The 22244-nt window shown below is 70.7% G+C and carries 22 protein-coding genes; 16 read left to right on the forward strand and 6 right to left on the reverse strand.

Annotated features, from left to right (window positions below):
* Nucleotides 1-16: 16 nt before the first annotated feature.
* From ACFYWS_RS13735 to ACFYWS_RS13745, 3 genes are all read left to right on the forward strand, one after another.
* Nucleotides 17-607, forward strand: coding sequence for a DUF5998 family protein (locus ACFYWS_RS13735; protein ID WP_389274413.1), 591 nt, complete (start codon nucleotides 17-19; stop codon nucleotides 605-607).
* On the forward strand, nucleotides 604-1791 hold the full coding sequence (locus tag ACFYWS_RS13740; protein WP_389274416.1) for an alkaline phosphatase family protein: 1188 nt from the start codon (nucleotides 604-606) through the stop codon (nucleotides 1789-1791). Before ACFYWS_RS13735 ends, ACFYWS_RS13740 begins: the two co-directional genes overlap by 4 nt.
* Nucleotides 1792-1867: 76 nt before the next feature.
* Nucleotides 1868-2518 carry a thymidine kinase gene (locus tag ACFYWS_RS13745; protein ID WP_389274419.1) on the forward strand — a complete coding sequence of 217 codons (651 nt, stop codon included), beginning with the start codon at nucleotides 1868-1870 and terminating at the stop codon, nucleotides 2516-2518.
* A 29-nt stretch (nucleotides 2519-2547) separates the two neighbouring features.
* On the opposite strand, the gene ACFYWS_RS13750 is transcribed toward ACFYWS_RS13745, so the two are convergent.
* A complete protein-coding gene (locus ACFYWS_RS13750; protein WP_389274422.1) occupies nucleotides 2548-3324 on the reverse strand; it encodes a VOC family protein in 777 nt (258 codons plus the stop codon).
* 272 nt (nucleotides 3325-3596) lie between these two features.
* On the opposite strand from ACFYWS_RS13750, the gene ACFYWS_RS13755 reads away from it, so the two are divergent.
* The gene (locus tag ACFYWS_RS13755; protein ID WP_389274424.1) at nucleotides 3597-4454 is read left to right on the forward strand and encodes a sulfurtransferase; all 858 of its coding nucleotides are present in this window, start codon (nucleotides 3597-3599) and stop codon (nucleotides 4452-4454) included.
* Between the two features lie 67 nt (nucleotides 4455-4521).
* Here ACFYWS_RS13755 and sepH read toward each other — a convergent pair whose 3' ends face one another.
* On the reverse strand, nucleotides 4522-5604 hold the full coding sequence (gene sepH, locus ACFYWS_RS13760; protein ID WP_389274427.1) for a septation protein SepH: 1083 nt from the start codon (nucleotides 5602-5604) through the stop codon (nucleotides 4522-4524).
* Between the two features lie 520 nt (nucleotides 5605-6124).
* On the opposite strand from sepH, the gene ACFYWS_RS13765 reads away from it, so the two are divergent.
* Nucleotides 6125-7432 carry a hypothetical protein gene (locus ACFYWS_RS13765; protein ID WP_389274429.1) on the forward strand — a complete coding sequence of 436 codons (1308 nt, stop codon included), beginning with the start codon at nucleotides 6125-6127 and terminating at the stop codon, nucleotides 7430-7432.
* A 31-nt stretch (nucleotides 7433-7463) separates the two neighbouring features.
* Here the strand turns inward: ACFYWS_RS13765 and ACFYWS_RS13770 are convergent, their stop codons facing one another.
* Nucleotides 7464-8831, reverse strand: coding sequence for a D-arabinono-1,4-lactone oxidase (locus ACFYWS_RS13770; protein WP_389274432.1), 1368 nt, complete (start codon nucleotides 8829-8831; stop codon nucleotides 7464-7466).
* On the reverse strand, nucleotides 8752-10035 hold the full coding sequence (locus tag ACFYWS_RS13775; RefSeq protein WP_389274434.1) for an MFS transporter: 1284 nt from the start codon (nucleotides 10033-10035) through the stop codon (nucleotides 8752-8754). Before ACFYWS_RS13775 ends, ACFYWS_RS13770 begins: the two co-directional genes overlap by 80 nt.
* 105 nt (nucleotides 10036-10140) lie before the next feature.
* On the opposite strand from ACFYWS_RS13775, the gene ACFYWS_RS13780 reads away from it, so the two are divergent.
* Complete coding sequence (locus ACFYWS_RS13780) at nucleotides 10141-11280, forward strand: ferrochelatase (RefSeq protein WP_389274437.1); 1140 nt, start codon at nucleotides 10141-10143, stop codon at nucleotides 11278-11280.
* Between the two features lie 43 nt (nucleotides 11281-11323).
* Nucleotides 11324-12133, forward strand: a complete 810-nt coding sequence (locus tag ACFYWS_RS13785; protein WP_389275660.1) for an inositol monophosphatase family protein — start codon at nucleotides 11324-11326, stop codon at nucleotides 12131-12133.
* A 101-nt stretch (nucleotides 12134-12234) separates the two neighbouring features.
* Here ACFYWS_RS13785 and ACFYWS_RS13790 read toward each other — a convergent pair whose 3' ends face one another.
* Entirely contained in the window at nucleotides 12235-12408 is a 174-nt protein-coding gene (locus ACFYWS_RS13790) for a hypothetical protein (RefSeq protein WP_385765791.1), read from the reverse strand.
* Nucleotides 12409-12747: 339 nt separating this feature from the next.
* Here ACFYWS_RS13790 and ACFYWS_RS13795 point away from each other — a divergent pair, with 339 nt between their 5' ends.
* The 4 genes from ACFYWS_RS13795 (at nucleotide 12748) to ACFYWS_RS13810 (ending at nucleotide 16323) form a co-directional block, all read left to right on the forward strand.
* Nucleotides 12748-13401 carry a response regulator transcription factor gene (locus ACFYWS_RS13795; RefSeq protein WP_266714992.1) on the forward strand — a complete coding sequence of 218 codons (654 nt, stop codon included), beginning with the start codon at nucleotides 12748-12750 and terminating at the stop codon, nucleotides 13399-13401.
* Nucleotides 13402-13408: 7 nt separating this feature from the next.
* A complete protein-coding gene (locus ACFYWS_RS13800; RefSeq protein WP_389274442.1) occupies nucleotides 13409-14650 on the forward strand; it encodes a sensor histidine kinase in 1242 nt (413 codons plus the stop codon).
* 427 nt (nucleotides 14651-15077) lie between these two features.
* On the forward strand, nucleotides 15078-15374 hold the full coding sequence (locus tag ACFYWS_RS13805) for a DUF4193 domain-containing protein (protein WP_018535993.1): 297 nt from the start codon (nucleotides 15078-15080) through the stop codon (nucleotides 15372-15374).
* Nucleotides 15375-15387: 13 nt separating this feature from the next.
* Nucleotides 15388-16323: a hypothetical protein gene (locus ACFYWS_RS13810; protein WP_389274447.1), complete on the forward strand. Its 936-nt coding sequence runs from the start codon at nucleotides 15388-15390 to the stop codon at nucleotides 16321-16323.
* Nucleotides 16324-16335: 12 nt separating this feature from the next.
* Here ACFYWS_RS13810 and ACFYWS_RS13815 read toward each other — a convergent pair whose 3' ends face one another.
* Nucleotides 16336-16785 (reverse strand): DUF3093 domain-containing protein, encoded by a 450-nt coding sequence (locus ACFYWS_RS13815; RefSeq protein ID WP_389274450.1) that lies wholly within the window; start codon nucleotides 16783-16785, stop codon nucleotides 16336-16338.
* Nucleotides 16786-16843: 58 nt separating this feature from the next.
* On the opposite strand from ACFYWS_RS13815, the gene ACFYWS_RS13820 reads away from it, so the two are divergent.
* The 5 genes from ACFYWS_RS13820 (at nucleotide 16844) to ACFYWS_RS13840 (ending at nucleotide 22186) form a co-directional block, all read left to right on the forward strand.
* A complete protein-coding gene (locus tag ACFYWS_RS13820) occupies nucleotides 16844-17428 on the forward strand; it encodes a PaaI family thioesterase (RefSeq protein ID WP_389274453.1) in 585 nt (194 codons plus the stop codon).
* Between the two features lie 5 nt (nucleotides 17429-17433).
* Nucleotides 17434-17979, forward strand: a complete 546-nt coding sequence (gene dut / locus ACFYWS_RS13825; protein ID WP_389275663.1) for a dUTP diphosphatase — start codon at nucleotides 17434-17436, stop codon at nucleotides 17977-17979.
* A gap of 1 nt (nucleotide 17980) precedes the next feature.
* Nucleotides 17981-18733 (forward strand): DUF3710 domain-containing protein, encoded by a 753-nt coding sequence (locus ACFYWS_RS13830; protein WP_389274456.1) that lies wholly within the window; start codon nucleotides 17981-17983, stop codon nucleotides 18731-18733.
* 178 nt (nucleotides 18734-18911) lie between these two features.
* Nucleotides 18912-21506: an ATP-binding protein gene (locus tag ACFYWS_RS13835; protein WP_389274459.1), complete on the forward strand. Its 2595-nt coding sequence runs from the start codon at nucleotides 18912-18914 to the stop codon at nucleotides 21504-21506.
* Nucleotides 21503-22186: a response regulator gene (locus ACFYWS_RS13840; RefSeq protein ID WP_389274462.1), complete on the forward strand. Its 684-nt coding sequence runs from the start codon at nucleotides 21503-21505 to the stop codon at nucleotides 22184-22186. The genes ACFYWS_RS13835 and ACFYWS_RS13840 overlap by 4 nt, the downstream gene beginning before the upstream one ends.
* The last annotated feature ends 58 nt before the right edge of the window (nucleotides 22187-22244 follow it).

The following is a 22244-nucleotide window of genomic DNA, read 5'->3' on the forward strand; positions in this document are numbered from 1 at the left end:
CCTTAGGATGGACCCCATGGCCAAGACCAGTACGACGACCCAAGGGCTGCGAGCGGCGATCGAGCGCAGCGGCTACTACCCGGCTCTCGTGGCCGAAGCGGTGGAGGCCGCGGTCGGCGGAGAGCCGATCTCGTCGTATCTGGTGCACCAGGAGACCACGTTCGATGCGAACGAGGTCCGTCGTCATGTCACCGTCCTGGTGCTGACCGACAGCCGCTTCATCGTCAGCCACACCGACGAGCAGGCGGCCGACAGCACGTCCCCGACGTCGTACGCGACGACGTCGACGGAGTCCGTGCAGATCGGCCGGATTTCGTCGGTGGTGCTCAGCCGCGTCGTCGCCAATCCGGAGAAGTACGTCCCGGGGTCGCTGCCCCGCGAGGTCGTCCTCACCATCGGCTGGGGCGCCGTGTCCCGCATCGACCTGGAGCCCGCGACCTGCGGCGACCCCAACTGCGAGGCGGACCACGGATACACGGGCAGCACGACAGCGGACGACCTGAGCCTGCGCGTCAGCGAGGCCGGGGACGGCCCGGAGACCGTGCGCCAGGCCCTCACCTTCGCCCAGTCCCTCTCCGAGGCCATCGCGGACGCGGGCCGCCGATGACGCAGGCCGCCTGGGACGACGTAGAGCCGCTGCCCGTCCACTCCGCTCCCGTCCCGGCGTACGGCACCGGATCCCTCGCCGATCTGCTGCCCACCATCGGCGCCCACCTGGGCGTGCCCGGCTGTACCGCCGCCATCTCAGAGCTGCAGCCGGTCGACCGTGCCTGCGTGTTCCTGATCGACGGTCTGGGCTGGGAGCAGCTCAGGGCGCACCCGGACGAGGCGCCGTTCCTCAGCTCGCTCATATCGTCCTCGCGCGGCGGCACCGGCCGCCCGATCACCGCGGGCTACCCGGCGACCACCGCGACCTCCCTCGCCTCCGTGGGCACCGGCCTGCCCCCTGGCGCGCACGGCCTGCCCGGCTACACCGTGCGCAACCCGGCGACCGGCGAGCTGATGAACCAGCTCCGCTGGAACCCGTGGACGAAGCCGCGGACCTGGCAGCCGTACCCCACGATCTTCCAGCGCGCGCACGAGGCGGGCGTTCGCACGGCACAGGTCTCCGCGCCGCACTTCGAGACGACGCCGCTCACCAAGATCGCCCTCAGCGGCGGCTCGTTCTACGGTCGCCTCTCCGGCGAGGACCGCATGGACCTGGCCGCCGAGCAGCTGGCCGCGGGGGACCGCTCGCTGGTCTACACGTACTACAGCGAGGTCGACGGCAAGGGGCACCGCTTCGGTGTCGACTCCGATGCCTGGCGCGGCCAGCTCATGTACGTCGACCGCCTCGCGCAGCGCCTCGCCGAGCAACTGCCGCCGCGCAGCGCCCTGTACGTCACCGCCGACCACGGCATGGTCGACATCGCCTTCGACGAGCAGTCCCGCATCGACTTCGACGACGACTGGGAACTGGGCGCGGGCGTCGCCCTGTTGGGCGGCGAGGGGCGCGCCCGTCATGTGTACGCGGTGCCGGGCGCCGCGGGCGACGTGCTCACGGTGTGGCGCGAGGTCCTCGGCGAGCAGTTCTGGATCGCCTCGCGCGACGAGGCGATCGCGGCCGGCTGGTTCGGTCCACAGGTTGATCAACGTGTGTACGACCGGCTCGGCGACGTCATCGCCGCGGCCCGTGACGACGTGGTCCTCATCGCCTCGCGCAACGAGCCGAAGGAATCCCTGATGGTCGGCAACCACGGCTCGATGACCCCGGCGGAGCAGCTCGTACCGCTGCTGGAAGTGCGCTCCTGACCTCTCCGGTTCCCCCGGTCACGCCGGCCCCACGTCGGCACCCCCCTCACGCAACGCGAAAGGCGCTCAACTTCCCATGCCCGAGCTGGTGTTCTTCTCCGGAACGATGGACTGTGGGAAGTCGACCCTCGCTCTCCAGATCGAGCACAACCGCTCGGCGCGCGGCCTCCAGGGCCTCATCTTCACCCGCGACGACCGGGCGGGGGAGGGCAAGCTCTCCTCCCGCCTCGGCCTGGTCACGGACGCCGTGGAGGTCGCGGACGACCTGGATGTCTACGCGTACGTGGTCGAGCATCTCTCGCAGGGCGGCAGGGTGGACTACCTGATCGCGGACGAGGCGCAGTTCCTCGCGCCCGACAAGATCGACCAGCTCGCCCGCGTCGTCGACGAGCTCGAACTCGACGTCTTCGCCTTCGGTATCACGACCGACTTCCGCTCCAAGCTGTTCCCCGGCTCGCAGCGCCTGGTCGAACTCGCCGACCGCGTAGAGGTGCTGCAGGTGGAGGCGCTGTGCTGGTGCGGCGCCCGCGCCACGCACAACGCCCGCACGGTCAACGGCGCGATGGTCGTCGAAGGCGCCCAGGTCGTCGTCGGCGACGTGGACCAGTTGGCGGACGAGATCGGCTACGAGGTGCTGTGCCGACGGCACCATCGGCGGCGTATGACGAGCGCCACGGCACACGCGGCGGCGCTCTCCCCGGACGTACTGCCGGTCGGGTCGGCCTGAGCGAAACGCAGGCCCCGGGAAACTCCCGCCTACACGACCGGAGACGCCACGACCGAGAACTCGGCCCCCTCCGGATCCGCCACCGTGGCCACCCGCCCGTGTGCGCCCTCGCGGGCGGCGGACACCACGTGGCCGCCCAGTTCGGCGACTCGTTCCACGGCCTCGTCCACGTCCTCGACCTTGAAGTACGTCATCCAGCGCGGGCCCTGGTCGCGGGGCAGGGCGTGGCCGACGCCGTGCACGGAGGCCACGGGACGGCCCGCCAGGTGCAGGGTCAGGAAGTCGAAGTCGGCGGAGACAACGGCCTCTTCGGTGTATCCGAAGACCCCTTGGTAGAACTTCGCGACGCTCGCGGTCTCCCGCGTCACCAGCTCGTTCCACACCATCGCGCCCGGCACCCCGGTCACCGCGGAGCCCGCGTGCTCGGCGGCCTGCCAGATCCCGAACACCGCGCCCGCGGGGTCGGAGCCGATCGCCAGCCGGCCGGCTTCCCCGGCGTCCAGCGGGCCCACGCCCACCGTGCCGCCGGAGTGCCGCACCGTCTCGGCCGTCGCATCCACGTCGTCCGAGGCCAGGTAGGGGGTCCAGGCGATCGGCAGCCGGCGGCCGGGTGGCAGCTGGCCGATCCCGGCGACCTCCTTGCCGTCGAGGAGAGCCCGCACGTACGGGCCGAGTTGTTGTGGGCCGGGCCTGAACTCCCAGCCGAACAGCGCCCCGTAGAACTCCTGGGTCGCGGCCATGCCGTGCACCATCAGGCTCACCCAGCACGGGGTGCCCGGTGCGCGCCGGGCTGCTGCCTCGGTCATCGTCTCTCTCCTCGGAACGGAACCCTCGGGGCCCGCGGCTCGGGATCCCGCATGTCAGGTGGCGCCGGTGCCGATGTTGGCACTCGGTGCCGCGCGACGCTCTTCGGCCGCGCCGAAACCATCGGACTCCCGCTGAGGATGCCCGAAACGGTGTTTCGCATACGTTTCGGCGCTGCGACCCTGCCATGTCCGGTCAATAAACGCTCGGTAGTCGATCGAGCACGCTATACGACCAGGAGCGCGCGGGCCAGAGCATGAGCAAGGATGGGCCCATGAATGCCATCATCTCCGCATCCGAACTCGCGAGCGAGTTGGCGGGCGAGCGGCCCCCCGTGCTGCTCGACGTCCGCTGGCAGCTCAGCCTCGCCAAGGCCGCGGGGGCGCCCGCGTTCGACGGCCGTGCCGAGTATGCGGCGGGCCATGTGCCGGGCGCGGTCTACGTCGATCTCGACACGGAACTCGCCGGCCACGCGGGCCCGGGTGACGGTCGGCACCCCTTGCCTGAGCTGTCCGGATTCGGCGCGGCGATGCGCGCCGCCGGCGTCTCGGCGGACCGCGACGTCGTTGTATACGACGGCGGTCAGGGCTGGGCCGCGGCGCGGGCCTGGTGGCTGCTGGGCTGGACGGGTCACCCGTCCGTGCGGGTTCTCGACGGCGGACTCGCCGCCTGGGACGGCCCCCTGGAGACCACGACCCCGGCGCCGCAGCCGGGCACCTTCGAGCCTGCACCCGGTGCCACAGGACTGCTCGATGCGGACGCCGCCGCGGCCCTGGCCCGCTCCGGTCTGCTCCTGGACGCCCGCGCCGCCGAGCGCTACCGCGGTGACGTGGAGCCCATCGACCGCGTCGGCGGGCACATCCCCGGTGCGGTGTCCGCCCCGACCACGGAGAACGTCGGCGACGACGGCCGTTTCCGCCCCGCCGCCGAGCTCGCCCAGCGCTTCAAGTCCCTTGGCGTGAACGGCGATCCGGGCCAGGTCGGCGTCTACTGCGGCTCAGGAGTCTCGGCCGCGCACGAGATCCTGGCGCTCGCCGTGGCGGGCATCGACGCCCAGCTGTATGTCGGTTCCTGGTCCCAGTGGTCCGGCGACGAGGCCCGCCCGGTGGCTACGGGGCCGGACCCGCAGTAGCCGCCCTGCGCAGAGGGGGCCCGCGTCGACTGAACGGCGCGGGCCCCCTCTGCGTACAAGAGGTGGGCTACTCCTGCTTCTTGCGGCGCGTACCGAAGACGATCTCGTCCCAGCTCGGCACGGCGGCGCGGCGGCCTGGGCGTACGCCGTCGGCCTCCGCCTGGCGGTCGGTCGTGCCGGTGAGGCGGTCACGGTGGCCGGCGACGGCGCGCGGCATCAGGATGTCCGCGTACGCCGATCCGGCCCCGGCCGAGGCCGCGGGCGCCGCGGGCTCCTCCACCTCGGCAGCCGCGGGCGGCTCGGGCTCCTCCTGCGGCGGCTCGGGGGCCACGGCGGGGCGCTCGGGCACCGCGAGGTCGCCGCGGTAGCTGGGCACGGCCTCCAGGAGGCTGGTCAGAGAGTCGCGCTCCGGCGGGGCGGACGAGGCGATCGCCGGCAGCTCGGTCTCCTCGGGCTCCGGCTCCGCGGGCGGCATCGGCCGCTCGAGCTGCCGGTCCAGGGCGCGGTCGAGGGGGCGGTCCCTGGGCAGCCGGGCGATGCGCGGCACGAACGGGAACGTGGGTTCGGGCGTGCCGATGTCGTCGGACTCGCCGATCAGCGAGCGCGCCTCGTCGTCGACGGCCTGGACCAGCCTGCGGGGCGGGTCGTACGTCCAGCTCGCCGAGTGCGGTTCGCCCGCGACACGGTAGACGAGCAGGACTTCCCAGGTGCCGTCGTCCCGGCGCCAGGAGTCCCACTGGACGGAGTCCTTGTCGGCGCCGCGCAGTACGAGACGCTCCTGTACGGCCTCGCCCAGCTGGGGCCCGGCGTTCTCGCCGGGGCGGCGCACGGGGGTCTTCCTGGCGCGCTCGGCCATGAACGCGCGCTCCGCGAGCACGGGGCCCTCGAAGCGGCGCACCCGGTCGACCGGGATGCCGGCGAACTGCGCGACCTCCTCGGCGGTCGCGCCTGCCCGTATGCGCGCCTGAATGTCGCGTGGGCGGAGGTGGCTCTCCACCTCGATCTCGATCTGGCCGAGGCGCGGACGGTCGCCACGTACGGCGGCCCGGAGGCGCTCGTCGATCGGCAGCGTGTACTCCGTGCTGTCCGCAGCCTTCAGCACCAGCCGTGTGCCGTCGTTAGAGACGGCCACGACACGCAGTTCGGGCATGGGGACCTCCCGGGTGGTGCCTGCCGACGTCACGTGCGTCGCTGCTTCCGCTAGTCGAGTGTGGCCTGCCCGGGTGCAGCCTGCCACAACCTTGCCGAGTTGCCCGGCGTGTCGGGCATGGGCCCGGGGTCGCCGTTATGGCACGGTTACCTATTCGCAACGCTAAGTGACGGAACTCCGTCACCCTGTGCAGCGAACCCCCTCCCCACGGTCCTGGCAGGACCCGAGCACCCTGGCGGGAGACCGGACCCAGGGCTCGCAACAGTACTCCATTCGGGCCACTTGCGTGGATCGGCACGCCGCCGAAGTTCTCTCGGGGGGCGGGAGTTGGGGCCGCGATCCCTGGATTCTGGCGGGTGATGTGTGGGGCCCGCGTGTCCTGCTTCACGAAATCTCCGGAACCGGAACTGATTCCTCCTCCGATACGTCCTTTCTCTTGTGTCCTAGGGAGTTCGCTTACTCTTGGGAGCTTCGCTTGGGCATGGGTGGTTTTGTCGAGAAAGGCAGGCAAGTTCCAACAATGGGCAAGAAGCCGGAGATCTCCGAGGACATATCCGAGGACATGGAGGAAGAGCCCAAGGGGAAGCGGCTGGATCTGAGCGTCCCGCAGGTGGCGGGCAGTGCGGTCGCCGCCGTCGTGGCCGCGAAGCTCGCCTCCGGCCTCGGTGTCTACGGGACGATCCTCGGCGCCGGTGTGGTCAGCGCCCTCGCCACCTGTGGAGGCACGCTCTTCCAGCACTTCTTCAGGCGTACCGGTGAGCAGATACGCGACGTCAAAGTGGTGAAGCCGAAGACCCGGAAGGTGCCGGTCACGGAGGGGGGCGCCCCCGTGCCCCGTACGTTCCGCTCGGACTCCTCCATGGACGCCACCAGTTCCATGGTCACGGGAGCCGAGCCGCCCCCGGCGCGGCCGGCCGTGACGGCGCTGCCGACCACCACGACCTGGGGGACACGGAGGACGCCGACTGTGGACGCCGAAGAGATGTCGGCGCTCCCGCAGGTCTCCCCGCTCGAGCAGGCCACCGCCATGGAGCGGATCCCCGCCTCGGCCACCGAGGGGACTCAGCTGCTCGACACGGGCGCCGTGGCCGACCTGCTGCCCGACGAGGACACCGACAAGACGCAACTGCTGGGCGCTGTGGGTACGACCGCCGCGAGCGACCCCGAGAAGACCCAGCTGCTCAGGCCCGAGACGATCGACCAGGCGACGCGGATGCTGCGCGTCCCGGACGATGAGTCGACCGACGACGGCGCGGACCTCGACGACGAGTTCACCGAGGGCACCGTGCACCGCTCGCGCATCAAGAGCTGGAAGCGGCCGCTGATCGCCGCGGCCCTCGTGTTCGGCGTCACCATGGGCGGCATCACCACGTACGAACTGGTGTCGGGCCACACCTTCGGTGGTGGTGGCGGCGGCACCACCATCGGCGACGCCTTCAAGGGGCGGAACTCCTCGTCCGGCGGCGACACCACTCCGGACCCCACCCAGACGCCGTCCGACGGCAGCAGCACCGGCTCGGACACCGGTACGCAGCAGAACGACGACTCCGGCACCACCGCCCCGGACCCGAGTGCCACGCCGACGACGGGCGACACCAGCGGCTCCGACAGTGGCTCGGACTCCGGTTCGGACAGCGGGTCCTCCGACTCGGGTTCGGACTCGGGCTCCGATTCGGGTTCGGACTCCGGTTCGGACAGCGGGTCCTCCGACTCCGGTTCGGACTCGGGTTCCGACAGTGGCTCGGACTCCGGTTCGGACAGCGGCAGCACCACCAACCCGACCACCGCTCCCACGCGGGGCCCGGACGTCCAGCAGCAGTCGGAGTGACCCGGTGCATGCCCCTCAGAGGGCTGCCGGGTCAGTCGCCGAGGATCCGCCGCAGGTAGGCGTTGCCGAACACGCGGTCCGGGTCCAGGCGGTCGCGCAGCGCCGTGAACTCGCCGAAGCGCGGGTACACGCGCGCGAAGTACTCCGCGTCGCGCGTGTGCATCTTGCCCCAGTGCGGGCGCCCCTCGTGGGCGGTGAGGATCTGCTCGGCCGCCGTGAAGTACCGGTGGTACGGCGTCCCCTTGTACATGTGCACGGCTACGTAGGCGGTGTCGCGGTCGGACGCAGTGGACAGCGCGATGTCGTCGGCCGGGGCGGTGCGGACCTCCACGGGGAAGCTGATCCGCAGGCGTGAGCGGTCGACCATGGACTTCAACTCGCGCAAGGTGTCCACGAGGGCCGCGCGCGGGACCGCGTACTCCATCTCCACGAAGCGCACGCGGCGCGGCGATGTGAAGACCTTGTAGGGAATGTCCGTGTACGTCCGGGAGGACAGTGCCCGGCTGGAGACCTTGGCGATCGCCGGGATGGTGCCGGGCACGGCGCGGCCGATCGAATTGGCCACCTGGAACAGACCGTTGGAGAGCAGCTCGTCCTCGACGAAGCCGCTGAGCTTCGGGACGGGCGCCTCCGGGCCCGCGCTGCGGTTGTTGCGCTTGGTGTTGCAGCTGTCCGTGTGCGGGAACCAGTAGAACTCGAAGTGCTCGTTCTCGGCGTGCAGCTCCTCGAAGTCCGTGAGCACCCGGTCGAGGGGCATCGGCTCCTCTCGCGCGGAGAGCAGGAAGATCGGCTCCACGGCGAAGGTGATCGCCGTGACGATGCCGAGGGCGCCGAGACCGATGCGGGCGGCCGCGAAGAGCGCGCGTTCGTCGTCGGTGCCCTTCTCCGAGCAGGTGAGGAGTTCCCCACTCGCGGTGACCAGCTCAAGTCCCTTGATCTGCGCGGCGATCGACGCGGAGTCGCGACCCGTGCCGTGCGTGCCGGTGCTGGTGGCGCCGGAGACCGTCTGCTCCATGATGTCGCCCATGTTCGTGAGCGACAGGCCCTCGCGCGCCAGGGCCATGTTGAGTCGCTTGAGCGGGGTACCCGCCTCGACCGTGACGGTCCCGTTCGTCCGGTCAATGCTGCGGATTCCGGTCAACAGTTGAGGGCGTATCAATACTCCGTCGGTCGCGGCCGCCGCCGTGAAGGAGTGGCCCGAGCCGACGGCCTTCACCTTCAGGCCGTCCTCCGCGGCACTGCGCACCGCCGCTGTCAGCTCCTCGACGGACGCGGGCGTCACCTCGCGCACGGGGCGTGCGGTGACGTTCCCCGCCCAGTTACGCCAGGCTTCGGTGCTCTTCCGGCTGCCCGTCTGCGCGCCCCTCGTGCCCCGCGTGCTCCTCGGTGGCCTGCTCATCGGTGCTTCCTCCCCGCTGCGGAACCGGCCGCTTCAGCCGGCGGTAGCCCAGGAGCCCGACGAGGACCGCGACGGCACCGGATACCCCCGGCACCGCGTACCCGGCACCCGCCCCGGCCGCGTCGATCACCCAGCCGGCCACGGAGGAGCCGAGCGCGACGCCGACCATGAGTCCGGTACTCACCCAGGTCATGCCCTCGGTCAGCTTCGCGCGTGGTACGTGCTGCTCGACGAGGGCCATCGTCGTGATCATCGTCGGTGCGACGGACAGGCCCGCGACGAAGAGCGCCACGGCCAGGATTGGCAGGTTCCCGACCAGTTGGAGGGGGATCATACTCACGGCCATCGTGAGGACACCCACCAGCCACCTGGGAGCGGGCGCTCCCTTGAAGTGCAGCAGGCCGAACAGCGCGCCCGCGAGGCAGGAGCCGGTCGCGTAAATGGCGAGCACCACGCTGGCCATCGACTTGTGGCCGAGGTCCTCGGCGTAGGCCACCGTGACGACGTCGATCGAACCGAAGATCGCCCCCGTCGCGACGAAGGTCGCCACCAGAACCTGCAAGCCACGCGCGCGGAGCGCCGATCCGCGGCTGTGCTGTTCACGCGGGTGCGGGATCGGTTCGGTGGCCCGCTGCGATGTCAGCCAGAAGACACCGACCGCGAGGAAACAGCCCGCCAGAAGCGGCCCCGCCTCCGGGAACCACACCGTGGACAGACCGATCGAGATGATCGGCCCGAACACGAAGCACACCTCGTCAAGCACCGACTCGAAGGAGTACGCGGTGTGCAGCTGACGCGGGACGTCTCCGTAGAGGGCCGCCCACCGTGACCGGATCATGGAGCCGACGCTCGGGACGCAGCCGACGAGCGCCGCGAAGGCGAAGAGGGTCCAGTCCGGCGCCGTGTACTTCGCGCACAGCAGGAGACCGGTGACGGCGACGAGCGAGACCAGCGTGGCCGGCCGAAGCACTCGACGCTGTCCGTGCCGGTCGACGAGCCGGGAGATCTGTGGCCCGATCAGCGCGGCGGACAGCGCCACCGTCGCGGACAGGGCCCCCGCGAGCCCGTAGCGCCCGGTCAGCTGGGAGACCATCGTGACGATGCCGATGCCCATCATGGACAGGGGCATTCGGCCCAGGAGCCCGGCCGCGGAGAAGCTCTTGGTTCCGGGCGGGGCGAATATGGCGCGGTAGGGGCTGGGCAACGTGACTCCGGTAAGGCGTAAAAGCAGTGGATACAGCTTACGCGTGCCACGGCCGGGGTACACGCGGTTTTCCGCCTGTCAGTGCCGGGTGGCAGGATCGAAGACATGCCAGACGCGCACGCTGCCAGCCTCGATGCCCGCCCCTACGACGCCCTGCTGTTGCTCTCGTTCGGCGGCCCTGAGGGCCCCGACGACGTCGTCCCGTTCCTGGAGAACGTGACGCGCGGCCGAGGCATCCCCAAGGAGCGGCTCAAAGAGGTCGGGCAGCACTACTTCCTGTTCGGCGGGGTCAGCCCGATCAACGACCAGAACAGGGCCCTGCTCGACGCCCTGCGCAAGGACTTCGCCGACCACGGCCTGGACCTGCCGGTCTACTGGGGCAACCGGAACTGGGCGCCGTACCTGACGGACACGCTGCGCGAGATGGTCACCGACGGCCACCGCCGCATCCTCGTCCTCGCCACCAGCGCCTACGCCTCGTACTCGGGCTGCCGCCAGTACCGCGAGAACCTCGCGGAGGCGCTCGCCGCCCTTGGGGCCGAGGGGCTGGAGCTGCCGAAGATCGACAAGCTGCGGCACTACTTCAACCACCCCGGCTTTGTGCGCCCCATGGTCGAGGGCGTCCTGAAGTCCCTCGCCGACCTCCCCGAGGACGTCCGCGCGGGCGCCCACATCGCCTTCACCACGCACTCCATCCCGACCGCGGCGGCCGACACCTCAGGGCGGGCGGAGGAGCACGGCGACGGGGGCGCGTACGTGAAGCAGCACCTGGACGTCGCGCAGCTCATCGCCGACGCGGTGCGCGAGGAGACCGGCATCGCCCACCCCTGGAAGCTCGTCTACCAGTCGCGTTCCGGCGCCCCACACATCCCGTGGCTGGAACCCGACATCTGCGACCACCTGGAGGAGCGCCACGCGGCGGGCGTCCCGGCCGTCGTCATGGCGCCCATCGGCTTCGTCTCCGACCACATGGAGGTCCTCTACGACCTCGACACAGAGGCCGAGGCGAAGGCCGCGGAGCTCGGTCTTCCGGTGCGCCGCTCCGCCACCGTGGGAGCCGACCCGCGCTTCGCCGCCGCCGTACGGGAGTTGACCCTGGAGCGGGCCGCCACCGAGCGGGACGAGGTCGTCACACCCTGCGCCCTGGGCGCGCTCGGCGCGAGCCACGACCTGTGTCCCGTGGGCTGCTGCCCCGCCCGCGCCCCCAAGCCGGCCGCCGCCGGCGCCGACAGCCCGTACGCGTAAGGACAGTGACGTGACCGACCCCAAGGCCGCCGAGGCCGCCCACATCGCCGACGACCTCACGTCCCTCAAGGCGGAGCTGCTCGAGATCGCCCTGGAGGCGGCGGCCCGGGCCGGTGCGTTCCTGCGCGACGGCAGGCCCGAGGACCTCGGCGTCGCCGCGACCAAGACAAGCGCCGTCGACGTCGTCACCGAGATGGACATCGCCTCCGAGAAGCTGATCACGGACTACCTGGCCGAGCGTCGCCCCGACGACGGGGTGCTCGGCGAGGAAGGCTCCTCCACGGAGGGCACCAGCGGCATCCTGTGGGTGATCGACCCCATCGACGGAACCGTCAACTACCTTTACGGGCGCCCCGATTGGTCCGTCTCCATCGCGGCACGCAAGGACGGCGAGACGCTCGTCGGCGTCGTCGCCGCCCCGATGCGCGCCGAGACCTACCGCGCCGTCCTCGGCGGGGGCGCCTTCGTGAACGACCGCCCCGCGCACACGCGCGTGGCGCCGCCCCTCGCACAGGCCCTGGTCGGTACCGGCTTCGGCTACCTGGAGTCGCGCCGTGCCCGCCAGGCCGAGGTGCTGGGGCACCTCGTGCCGCGTGTGCGCGACATCCGGCGCGGCGGCTCGGCCGCCATCGACCTGTGCGACGTGGCGCTCGGCCGCATGGACGCGTACTACGAACGCGGCCTGAACCCCTGGGACTTCGCGGCCGGCGACCTCATCGCGCGCGAGGCGGGTGCCCTCACCGGCGGCCGCCCCGGGGAGCCGCTCTCCCCGGAGCTGACCGTCGCGGCGCCCCCCGGCGTCTTCGAGCCGCTTCAGAAATGGCTGGAAGAACTCGGCGCCTGGCACGACTGAGCGTCCGGCTCTCGGACTCGCGCCACGCACGACTGAACGGCACACGAAAGGGCCCCGGCGCCCGCCTGGATCAACCAGGCGCCGGGGCCCTCGTACGTGCGTCAGACGCTCGAGGCGTGAACCTCCACACCGTGCTCGGCGGCGAGGCGGCGGAGGTCGTCCAGCTCGCCCTGCTCGACCTCGGCGAGGAAGTCGTCACCGGTCTCGCGCGCCCGCGACAGGTCGGTCTCGGCCGCCCTAATGCGCTGCAGAAGTCCTGCGGTGAATGCGTCCATGGTTGCGCCCCCTCGTCCTGGGTCGTGGGTCGATGGCACGGGGGTGTGCCCTTGGGAGGGGCGATCACGTCCCGAGCTGCCCCTGGCGGAGAGCGGTCTCGACAGCGGCTCGTGGCATGCCACATACAAAGCGTGATCGCGGATGTACAGCCGTCCTCCCCAAGGTCCCTTCCGGAGAAACCTCGACCCACGCAGAAAATCCCGCATTCGCCGGGGCGCCCGTCCGTCTTACAGCCGGTTTATGGCCGAAAGGGGCAGGATGGTGGCCACAGCCCCACACCTGACCTGCCGGCGTGCCCGAGAAACCGCCGGTGGGCGACCAGAGGAAGGACAAGCGACGTGCGCGTACTCGTCGTCGAGGACGAGCAACTGCTCGCCGATGCGGTGGCCACCGGACTCCGCCGGGAGGCCATGGCCGTCGACGTCGTGTACGACGGTGCGGCCGCCCTGGAACGCATCGGCGTGAACGACTACGACGTGGTCGTCCTCGACCGGGACCTCCCGCTCGTGCACGGCGACGACGTCGCCCGCAAGCTCGTCGAGCTGGGCATGCCCACCCGCATCCTCATGCTGACCGCCTCCGGCGACGTCAGCGATCGCGTGGAGGGCCTGGAGATCGGGGCGGACGACTACCTCCCCAAGCCCTTCGCGTTCAGCGAGCTGACGGCCCGTGTACGGGCCCTCGGGCGGCGGACGAGCATGCCGCTGCCGCCCGTTCTTGAGCGCGCGGGGATCAAGCTCGACCCGAACCGCCGTGAGGTGTTCCGGGACGGCAAGGAGATCCAGCTCGCTCCCAAGGAGTTCGCCGTCCTCGAGGTGCTGCTGCGCAGCGAGGGCGCCGTCGTCTCGGCCGAGCAGCTCCTGGAGAAGGCCTGGGACGAGAACACGGACCCGTTCACGAACGTCGTGCGGGTCACCGTGATGACCCTGCGCCGCAAGCTGGGCGAGCCCGCCGTCATCGTCACCGTGCCCGGCTCGGGCTACCGGATCTGATCCCTAGATGGCCGCCGCACCCGCGCCACCCTCCCAGGCGCCACCGAAACCGACATGGAAGCCCGGGACGAAGGCGGAGCCGCCCTTCCCGTGGCTCCGCCCGACCATCCGCATACGGCTCACGCTGCTCTACGGCGGCATGTTCCTCATCGCGGGCATCCTGCTGCTCTCGATCATCTACCTCCTGGCCGCGCAGGCCCTCGACGTGGGCGGCGATCTGCCGTTCAAGGTCACCGACGGGCATGTCATCAGCACCAGTTGCAACTTCCCGCCGGGGAACATCTCGGCGAGCGAGCTGAACGATCTGATGAACGACTGCGTCAACAAGCAGCGTCAGCACGCTCTCGACGTGCTCCTCAGCCGCTCCCTGATGGCCCTGATGGGGCTCGCCGTCATCGCCTTCGCCTTCGGCTACGCCATGGCGGGCCGCGTCCTGTCCCCGCTCGGCCGGATCACGCGCACCGCGCGCCGGGTCGCCGGCACGGACCTGACGCGCCGCATCGAGCTGGACGGCCCGGACGACGAGCTGAAGGAGCTTTCGGACACCTTCGACGAGATGCTGGACCGCCTGGAGCGCGCGTTCACCGCGCAGCAGCGCTTCGTCGGTAACGCCTCCCACGAGCTGCGTACACCGCTCGCGATCAACCGCACCCTCCTGGAGGTGCACCTCTCCGATCCGGGCGCCCCAGTGGAGCTCCAGCAGCTCGGCAAGACGCTGCTCGCCACGAACGAGCGCAGTGAGCAACTCGTGGAGGGCCTGCTGCTGCTCGCCCGCAGCGACAACCAGATCGTCGAGCGCAAGCCCGTGGACCTGGCGGAGGTCGCCTCGCGGGCGATCGACCAGGCCAGGGCCGAGGCCGACGAGAAGAGCGTGGAGATCCGCGGAGAGTGCAAGGAAGCGGTGATCCAGGGCAACGGCGTGCTCCTGGAGCGCATCGCCCTGAACCTCGTGCAGAACGCCGTCCGCTACAACATCCCCGAAGGGGGATGGGTGGAGGTGGACACGGAGGCCCAGCACGGCCAGGCGGTCCTGGTGGTGGCGAACACGGGTCCGGTGGTCCCCGCGTACGAGATCGACAACCTCTTCGAACCGTTCAGGCGGCTGCGTACCGAGCGCACCGGCAGTGACAAGGGTGTGGGCCTCGGGCTCTCCATCGCCCGGTCCGTCGCGCGCGCCCATGGCGGCCGCATCACCGCCGAGCCGCGTGAGGGGGGTGGGCTCGTGATGCGGGTCACCCTGCCGATCTAGGTCGGTTCGACGTGCGTGCGGCGCATGGATCTGACATGCTTCCGCCGACGCGCTGGGGACGTTCGCTTTTGGCTGAATTTTCCGGACCTGCGCCGGAGATCGGCCTGTGTGATCGATCACATGGACATTTTTTCGGCCGTCCACTCTCCGTGATCGCAAAAGCCGCGTGAAAGCCGGGAAAGTCCGGGTTTTCGGGCGCCTTGATCACGGGAAGTACACGGGGTGGCGCCTGTGCAGTGCGGCAATCGGACCGTGTACGGTCCCGTTCGCCACCCAAGACGATCACTCGTGAGGGGTCCAGTTGGGTGTCGATTGAGTAACAGACCTTGATGTGAGGCAAAATCTCCGCCTCAGGTCGGGCACAAGTCCGGCCTCTCATGCGTTACGGCGCATGAGACACCGCAGACACCCAGAGGGGGAGAGCGACATGGCAACGGATTACGACACCCCACGTAAGACCGATGACGACCTCAACGAAGACAGCATTGAGGAACTGAAGTCTCGGCGGAACGACAAGTCGGCTTCGAACGTCGACGTGGACGAGTTCGAGGCGGCGGAGGGCCTGGAACTTCCGGGCGCCGACCTTTCGAACGAGGAGCTGGCCGTCCGTGTCCTGCCCAAGCAGCAGGACGAGTTCACCTGCATGAGCTGCTTCCTGGTGCACCACCGCAGCCAGCTCGCGCGGGAGAAGAACGGGCAGCCCATCTGCCGCGACTGCGACTGAGAGGGGGTCGGGCATGACCAGCTCGACCCCGCCCTGGAAGCGCCGATCCCGCAACAAGAAGGCGCGCGGGACGGCTCAAGGCCCGTCAGAGGCCGTGCGTGACGACGAGCGAGGCTCTTTCCCAGGAGCACCTGGTGCAGCACCTGGTGCCCCCGGAGAAGAAGCCTCGCTCGAATCGGCGGACGGCCACGAGTCGACGGGCGACCTGCCGGTGGCCCCGGTGGCCGGCAGTGACGGTGCGCGCAAGCGTGGCGCCGTCGCGCGAGGCGCCAGAACAGCCAGAACGGGGCTGGCCAAGGGCGGCGCTGCCGCCAAGGCCTCGATCGGCTATCTCGCCGATCGCATCATCGAGAGCGCGCCGCGGGTTCCCGTGCGGGACCTGGCGACCCTCCGCAAGCAGTTCCCCGGTCTCGACCCCGAGCAGCTCGCGGACAAGCTGGTCACGGGCGCGGCCGCCGCCACATCCACCGTGGGCGCGGGCGTCGGCGCCGCCGCCATGCTGCCCGTTCCGCCCGCGATGCCGACCGAACTGGCCGCGGAGGTGACCGGCGTGGCCGCGATCGAGCTCAAGCTGATCGCCGAGCTGCACGAGGTCTACGGACTGCGGCCGCCAGGGTCTCTGAAGGCCCGCAGCAGCGCCTATCTGACCGCGTGGACGGAAGAGCGCGGCATCGACGTGGCGAAGCCGACGACGATCAACGCGGCGCTCGGCGGACAGATGAAGCGCGAGCTGCGACAGCAGATCATGAAGCGGATGGTGCGGAACCTTCCGAGCCTGACCCCGTTCATGATCGGCGCGGCCGTGGGCGCGTTCATGAACCGGCGCGACACCAGGAAGCTGGCCGACCGGGTACGACAGGACCTGCGGCGGCTCCAGGTGCCCTGGGAGACGCTGAACGACCTGCCGCCCCTGGAGGAGCCGCCCGACGCGCTGGAGATCGGGGCCTGACCCCGCCCTCGTTCAGGCGCGGCGCAGAGCCTTTGCCAAAGCTTCAGGTTCGCGCGTCGACACGTAGACGTACGGCGTCGGGTCCGACGGATCGGTGATCTCGGCCCGCACCGCGGTCGTGACGTAGCTGCGCAGCAGCATGAAGGCGCGCGGGTCGGACTTGTAGGTGCGCCACGCGCGGGCCTCCTCCGCGTCCAGGACGTGCACCTCGCCGAGGGCGGACAGCGGGATCTTCGCGTCGCCCGCGACCAGCGAGTCGGCCACGACACGGACCCGCGCCGAGCCGTACGCGCTGGTGATCACGGCCGCGATGAGCAGGCCGCCGACGAAGCCGCCGAGCAGCGGCAACGGGCCGAAGGGCAGCAGGATGATGGCCCCGACGACCCCCACCATGAACGTGATCAGCCACCACGAACGAGGCGCGTTGAGTCGTTCGTCGTAAGGCGTCGTCGAGAGCTCCATGGGGTCAAGCTTGGCACGATGCGTGCACTGATAGGACGCGCGGGTAAGGTCTGCGGCTGTGAGTGGTACTTCTGCAGCTCTGACGCCCCCCGCCGACGCCATAGCCCCGGTGCGGCACCCCGACGCGCCCGCCCCCGGCGAGCTCCTCGGCGCGCACTACAGCAACTGTTTCGGCTGTGGCGGCGAGCAGCCGCACGGGCTGCACCTGGAGGCGCGGGCCGGTGAAGGCGCCACCGTCACCGCCGAGTTCACCGTGCGCCCCGCGCATCAGGGCGCGCCGGGTCTCGCACACGGCGGGGTCCTCGCGACCGCGCTCGACGAGACGCTCGGCTCCCTGAACTGGCTGCTTCAGGCCATCGCCGTGACCGGCCGCCTGGAGACCGACTTCGTGCGGCCCGTTCCCGTGGACACGGTGCTGTATCTGTCCGCCGAGGTGACAGCCGTCGCCGGTCGCAAGATCTACTCGACCGCGACCGGCCGGATCGGCGCCCCCGACGGGCCAGTGGCCGTGCGCGCCGACGCCCTCTTCATCGAGGTCAAGGTCGACCACTTCATCGAGAACGGCCGCGAGGAAGAGATCCGGGCGGCCATGAGCGACCCCGACCAGGTCAGGCGCACCCGCGCCTTCGAGGTGAACCCGTGAGCCCTGTGAACGGCAACGAACTCGGCGTGCTCGTGCGGCGCGTCGACCCCGACGTGCCGCTGCCCTCGTACGCGCACCCCGGTGACGCCGGAGCCGATCTGCGGACCACCGAGGCGTGCGAGCTCGCGCCCGGTGAGCGGGTCGTCCTGCCCACCGGTGTGTCGGTCGCCCTGCCCGAGGGGTACGCGGCCTTTGTGCACCCCAGATCCGGCCTCGCAGCGCGCTGTGGCGTGGCTCTGGTGAATGCCCCAGGGACGGTGGATGCCGGGTACCGTGGGGAGATCAAGGTGATCGTGGTGAATCTCGACCCGCGCGAGAGCGTGCGGTTCGAGCGCTTCGACCGGATTGCCCAACTGGTGGTCCAGCAGGTCGAGAGGGTCCGCTTCCAGGAGGTCGCGGAGCTTCCCGATTCGGTGCGGGCCCAAGGGGGCTTCGGGTCCACCGGCGGGCACGCTGCCGTGGGTGGCCCGACCGTTGCCGGCAGTGGCGCGGACGGTCAAAAGGGTGGGAATCGATACGCTTCGGTCGTATCCGACCGGGAAGGACAGTGACGTGTTCGGACGTCGTAACAAGAACGGCGCCGCCGAGGATGCGGCCGACGAGGCCGAGCAGGTCGTCGACGGTGCCGACACGGACGAGGAGGCGGAGCGCGTGCGGCTCGAGCCCGAGCCCCGTCCCGACGGTCCCTGGGACGCCTCCGAGGTCCGCGAGCCCGGCGAGGGCCGGGTGGACCTGGGCGGGGTCTTCGTCCCCGGCGTAGAGGGCATGGAGCTGCGTGTGGAGGTCGCGGGCGACGCGATCGTCGCGGCGACCGTGGTCCTCCAGGACAGCGCGATCCAGCTGCAGGCCTTCGCCGCCCCCAAGAAGGAGGGCATCTGGGGCGAGGTCCGCGAGGAGATCGCCTCGGGCATCACCCAGCAGGGCGGTGTGATCGACGAGATCGAGGGTTCGCTCGGCTGGGAGCTGCGGGCGCAGGTGCCGGTGCAGCTGCCGGACGGCACGGGCGGTTTCCAGGTCGTGCGGTTCATCGGCGTGGACGGTCCGCGCTGGTTCCTGCGCGGCGTGATCTCGGGCCAGGGCGCCGTGCAGCCGCAGGCGGCCGGCCTCCTGGAGCAGATCTTCCGCGACACCGTCGTGGTGCGCGGCGAGGGCCCGATGGCCCCGCGCGACCCGATCGTCCTGAAGCTCCCCGACGACGCGCAGATGGTCGCCGAGAGCTCCCAGAGCGACAGCCAGGAGGCCTCGCGCTTCTCCGGCGGTATGGGCCAGCTGGCCCGCGGCCCGGAGATCACCGAGGTCCGCTGAGGCGCTCACCAACGTCGTACGAGGCCGGGGCCGCGCATCCTTAAGGGTGCGCGGCCCCGGTTTCGCGCATCAGGGTTGCGTCAAGGCCACTCTCCCGGCCGTCATCCGCCCCATTTGCGCAGATCGCAGGCCGTAGGCTCGACGCTGCGTGGGGCAGTCACGGGAAGACAATGAGGCCATGGGACGCGGGACGCGCGGCAAACTACGTATCTACCTCGGTTCGGCGCCGGGCGTCGGCAAGACGTACGCGATGCTGTCGGAGGCACACCGCCGGGTGGAGCGGGGCACGGACTGTGTAGTGGCGTTCGTCGAACACCACGACCGGCCGCGTACCGAGGTGATGCTGCACGGCCTGGAGCAGATCCCGCGCCGGGAGCTCGCCTACCGGGGGACGGTCTTCCACGAGATGGACGTGGACGCCGTACTGCGGCGCGCCCCCGCCGTCGCCCTTGTCGACGAACTGGCCCACACGAACGTGCCGGGCTCGCGCAACGCCAAGCGCTGGCAGGACGTCGAGGAACTGCTTGGTGCGGGCATCGACGTCATATCGACCGTCAACATCCAGCATCTTGAGTCGCTGGGCGATGTGGTTGATTCGATCACTGGTGTACGTCAACGGGAGACGGTCCCCGACGAGGTCGTCCGCCGTGCCGACCAGATCGAGCTCGTCGACATGTCGCCCCAGTCGCTGCGCCGCCGCATGGCCCACGGCAACATCTACAAGCCCGACAAGGTCGACGCGGCGCTCTCCAACTACTTCCGCCCCGGAAACCTCACCGCACTGCGGGAACTGGCGCTCCTGTGGGTCGCCGACCGGGCCGACGAGTACCTCCAGGAGTACCGGGGCGAGCACAACATCCGCTCCACATGGCAGGCCCGCGAGCGCATCGTCGTCGGCCTGACCGGAGGACCCGAGGGCCGTACGTTGATCAGGCGCGCGGCGCGGCTCGCGGAGAAGGGCGCGGGCGGCGAGGTGCTCGCGGTCTACATCGCCCGCAGCGACGGCCTCACCGCCGCATCGCCCAAGGAGCTCGCCGTCCAGCGCACCCTGGTCGAAGACCTGGGCGGCACGTTCCACCACGTCATCGGCGACGACATCCCCGCCGCCCTTCTGGAGTTCGCCCGCGGCGTCAACGCCACCCAGATCGTCCTCGGCTCCTCGCGGCGCAAGACCTGGCAGTACATGTTCGGACCCGGCGTCGGCGCGACCGTCGCCCGCGAGTCAGGGACCGACCTCGACGTGCACATCGTCACGCACGACGAGGTCGCCAAGGGACGCGGCCTTCCCGTCGCCCGTGGCGCCCGGCTCGGCCGGTCCCGGATCGTGTGGGGCTGGCTCACCGGCGTCGGCGGCCCCGCGCTGCTCGCGCTGGCCCTCACGCACACCAACAGCGACCTCGGCCTCGCCAACGACATGCTGCTGTTCCTGTCGCTGACGGTCGCCGCCGCCCTGGTCGGCGGACTGCTACCGGCGCTGGCCTCGGCGGCCTTCGGCTCACTGCTGCTCAACTACTTCTTCACGCCGCCTCTGCACCTGTGGACCGTCGCCGACCCCCGCAACATCGTCGCCATCGTGATCTTCGTAGGCGTCGCCGTGTCCGTGGCCTCGGTCGTGGACACCGCGGCGCGGCGCACCCACCAGGCGGCCCGGTTGCGCGCCGAGTCCGAGATCCTCTCCTTCCTGGCGGGCAGCGTGCTGCGCGGCGACACCAGCCTGGAGGCGCTTCTCGAACGCGTACGGGAGACCTTCGCGATGGAGTCCGTGGCGCTCCTGGAGCGGGAGGGCGACACCGCGCCGTGGACCTGCGCCGCGAGCGTCGGAGCGCAGTCCCTCGTCCGGCCCGAGGACGCCGACGTCGACATGCCGGTCGGGGACCACCTGGCGCTCGCCCTGACCGGGCGCGTGCTGCCCGCGGAGGACCGGCGCGTGCTCGCCGCCTTCGCCGCGCAGGCCGCCGTCGTGCTCGACCGCCAGCGCCTGCAGTCCGAGGCCGACCAGGCGCGCACGCTCGCCGAGGGCAACCGCATCCGTACGGCACTGCTGGCCGCCGTCTCGCACGATCTGCGTACGCCGCTGGCGGGCATCAAGGCGTCGGTGTCGTCGCTGCGCTCCGAGGACGTCGACTGGTCGCCCGAGGACCAGGCGGAACTGCTCGCCGGGATCGAGGAGGGCGCCGACCGGCTCGACCACCTCGTCGGGAACCTGCTCGACATGTCGCGCCTCCAGACCGGCACCGTCACCCCGCTCATCCGCGAGATCGACCTCGACGAGGTCGTGCCGATGGCGCTGGTCGGCGTGCCGGACCCGGATCTCAACGTCGACCTGGACGTCCCCGAGACGCTGCCCATGGTCAGCGTCGACAAAGGGCTCCTGGAGCGGGCCGTCGCCAACGTCGTCGAGAACGCGGTCAAGTACAGCCCGCCCGACAAACCCGTCCTCGTCTCCGCGAGCACGCTCGGCGACCGCGTCGAGCTGCGCGTCGTGGACCGCGGGCCCGGGGTGCCGGACGAGGCCAAGGACCGGATTTTCGCGCCCTTCCAGCGCTACGGTGACGCTCCGCGCGGCGCCGGTGTGGGCCTGGGGCTCGCCGTGGCGCGCGGCTTCACGGAGGCCATGGGAGGCACGCTCGGCGCGGAGGACACGCCAGGAGGCGGGCTCACCATGGTCCTGACCCTGCGGGCCGCGACCCGCACCATCACCCCGGACGCGGCCCCGGAGGCCGTACAGACAACCGCGCAAGCAGCTGGACCCCAGAGAGGCAGGCACGCATGACCCGGGTGCTCGTGGTCGACGACGAGCCGCAGATCGTGCGCGCCCTCGTCATCAACCTGAAGGCGCGCAAGTACGAGGTGGACGCCGCCGCGGACGGGGCGCAGGCACTTCAGCTCGCCGCCGCCCGCCACCCCGACGTGATCGTCCTCGACCTGGGCCTGCCCGACATGGACGGCGTCGAGGTGATCAAGGGACTGCGCGGCTGGACCCGCGTACCGATCCTCGTGCTGTCCGCGCGGCACTCGTCCGACGAGAAGGTGGAGGCGCTCGACGCGGGCGCGGACGACTACGTAACGAAGCCCTTCGGCATGGACGAGCTCCTCGCCCGGCTGCGGGCGGCCGTGCGGCGGGCCGAACCCACGGGTGGCTCCGAGGACGAGGGGATCGTCGAGACCGCGGACTTCACGGTCGACATGGCCGCGAAAAAGGTCAACCGGGGCGGGCACGACGTACGGCTGACCCCCACCGAATGGCACCTCCTGGAGGTCCTGGTGCGCAATACGGGCCGCCTGGTCAGCCAGAAGCAGCTGTTGCAGGAGGTGTGGGGGCCCTCGTACGGGACGGAGACCAACTATCTGCGGGTCTACATGGCGCAGTTGCGGCGCAAGTTGGAGACCGATCCCTCACATCCGCGGCACTTCGTCACGGAACCGGGGATGGGGTACCGGTTCGAGCGGTGAGGCCAGGGAAAGCCGGGTACACCAGCGGGTACGGCCCTGTCACAGGGCCCAGGTACGC

Source organism: Streptomyces sp. NPDC002795 (genome assembly GCF_042888725.1).
Classification (GTDB): Bacteria; Actinomycetota; Actinomycetes; order Streptomycetales; family Streptomycetaceae; genus Streptomyces.

Excerpts from the sequence above, each read along its gene's own strand:
- ACFYWS_RS13735 (WP_389274413.1), top strand. The coding sequence starts at position 17 with ATGGCCAAGACCAGTACGACGACCCAAGGGCTGCGAGCGGCGATCGAG.
- ACFYWS_RS13740 (WP_389274416.1), top strand. The coding sequence starts at position 604 with ATGACGCAGGCCGCCTGGGACGACGTAGAGCCGCTGCCCGTCCACTCC.
- ACFYWS_RS13745 (WP_389274419.1), top strand. The coding sequence starts at position 1,868 with ATGCCCGAGCTGGTGTTCTTCTCCGGAACGATGGACTGTGGGAAGTCG.
- ACFYWS_RS13750 (WP_389274422.1), bottom strand. The coding sequence starts at position 3,324 with ATGACCGAGGCAGCAGCCCGGCGCGCACCGGGCACCCCGTGCTGGGTG.
- ACFYWS_RS13755 (WP_389274424.1), top strand. The coding sequence starts at position 3,597 with ATGAATGCCATCATCTCCGCATCCGAACTCGCGAGCGAGTTGGCGGGC.
- sepH (WP_389274427.1), bottom strand. The coding sequence starts at position 5,604 with ATGCCCGAACTGCGTGTCGTGGCCGTCTCTAACGACGGCACACGGCTG.
- ACFYWS_RS13765 (WP_389274429.1), top strand. The coding sequence starts at position 6,125 with ATGGGCAAGAAGCCGGAGATCTCCGAGGACATATCCGAGGACATGGAG.
- ACFYWS_RS13770 (WP_389274432.1), bottom strand. The coding sequence starts at position 8,831 with ATGAGCAGGCCACCGAGGAGCACGCGGGGCACGAGGGGCGCGCAGACG.
- ACFYWS_RS13780 (WP_389274437.1), top strand. The coding sequence starts at position 10,141 with ATGCCAGACGCGCACGCTGCCAGCCTCGATGCCCGCCCCTACGACGCC.
- ACFYWS_RS13790 (WP_385765791.1), bottom strand. The coding sequence starts at position 12,408 with ATGGACGCATTCACCGCAGGACTTCTGCAGCGCATTAGGGCGGCCGAG.
- ACFYWS_RS13800 (WP_389274442.1), top strand. The coding sequence starts at position 13,409 with ATGGCCGCCGCACCCGCGCCACCCTCCCAGGCGCCACCGAAACCGACA.
- ACFYWS_RS13805 (WP_018535993.1), top strand. The coding sequence starts at position 15,078 with ATGGCAACGGATTACGACACCCCACGTAAGACCGATGACGACCTCAAC.
- ACFYWS_RS13810 (WP_389274447.1), top strand. The coding sequence starts at position 15,388 with ATGACCAGCTCGACCCCGCCCTGGAAGCGCCGATCCCGCAACAAGAAG.
- ACFYWS_RS13815 (WP_389274450.1), bottom strand. The coding sequence starts at position 16,785 with ATGGAGCTCTCGACGACGCCTTACGACGAACGACTCAACGCGCCTCGT.
- ACFYWS_RS13835 (WP_389274459.1), top strand. The coding sequence starts at position 18,912 with ATGGGACGCGGGACGCGCGGCAAACTACGTATCTACCTCGGTTCGGCG.
- ACFYWS_RS13840 (WP_389274462.1), top strand. The coding sequence starts at position 21,503 with ATGACCCGGGTGCTCGTGGTCGACGACGAGCCGCAGATCGTGCGCGCC.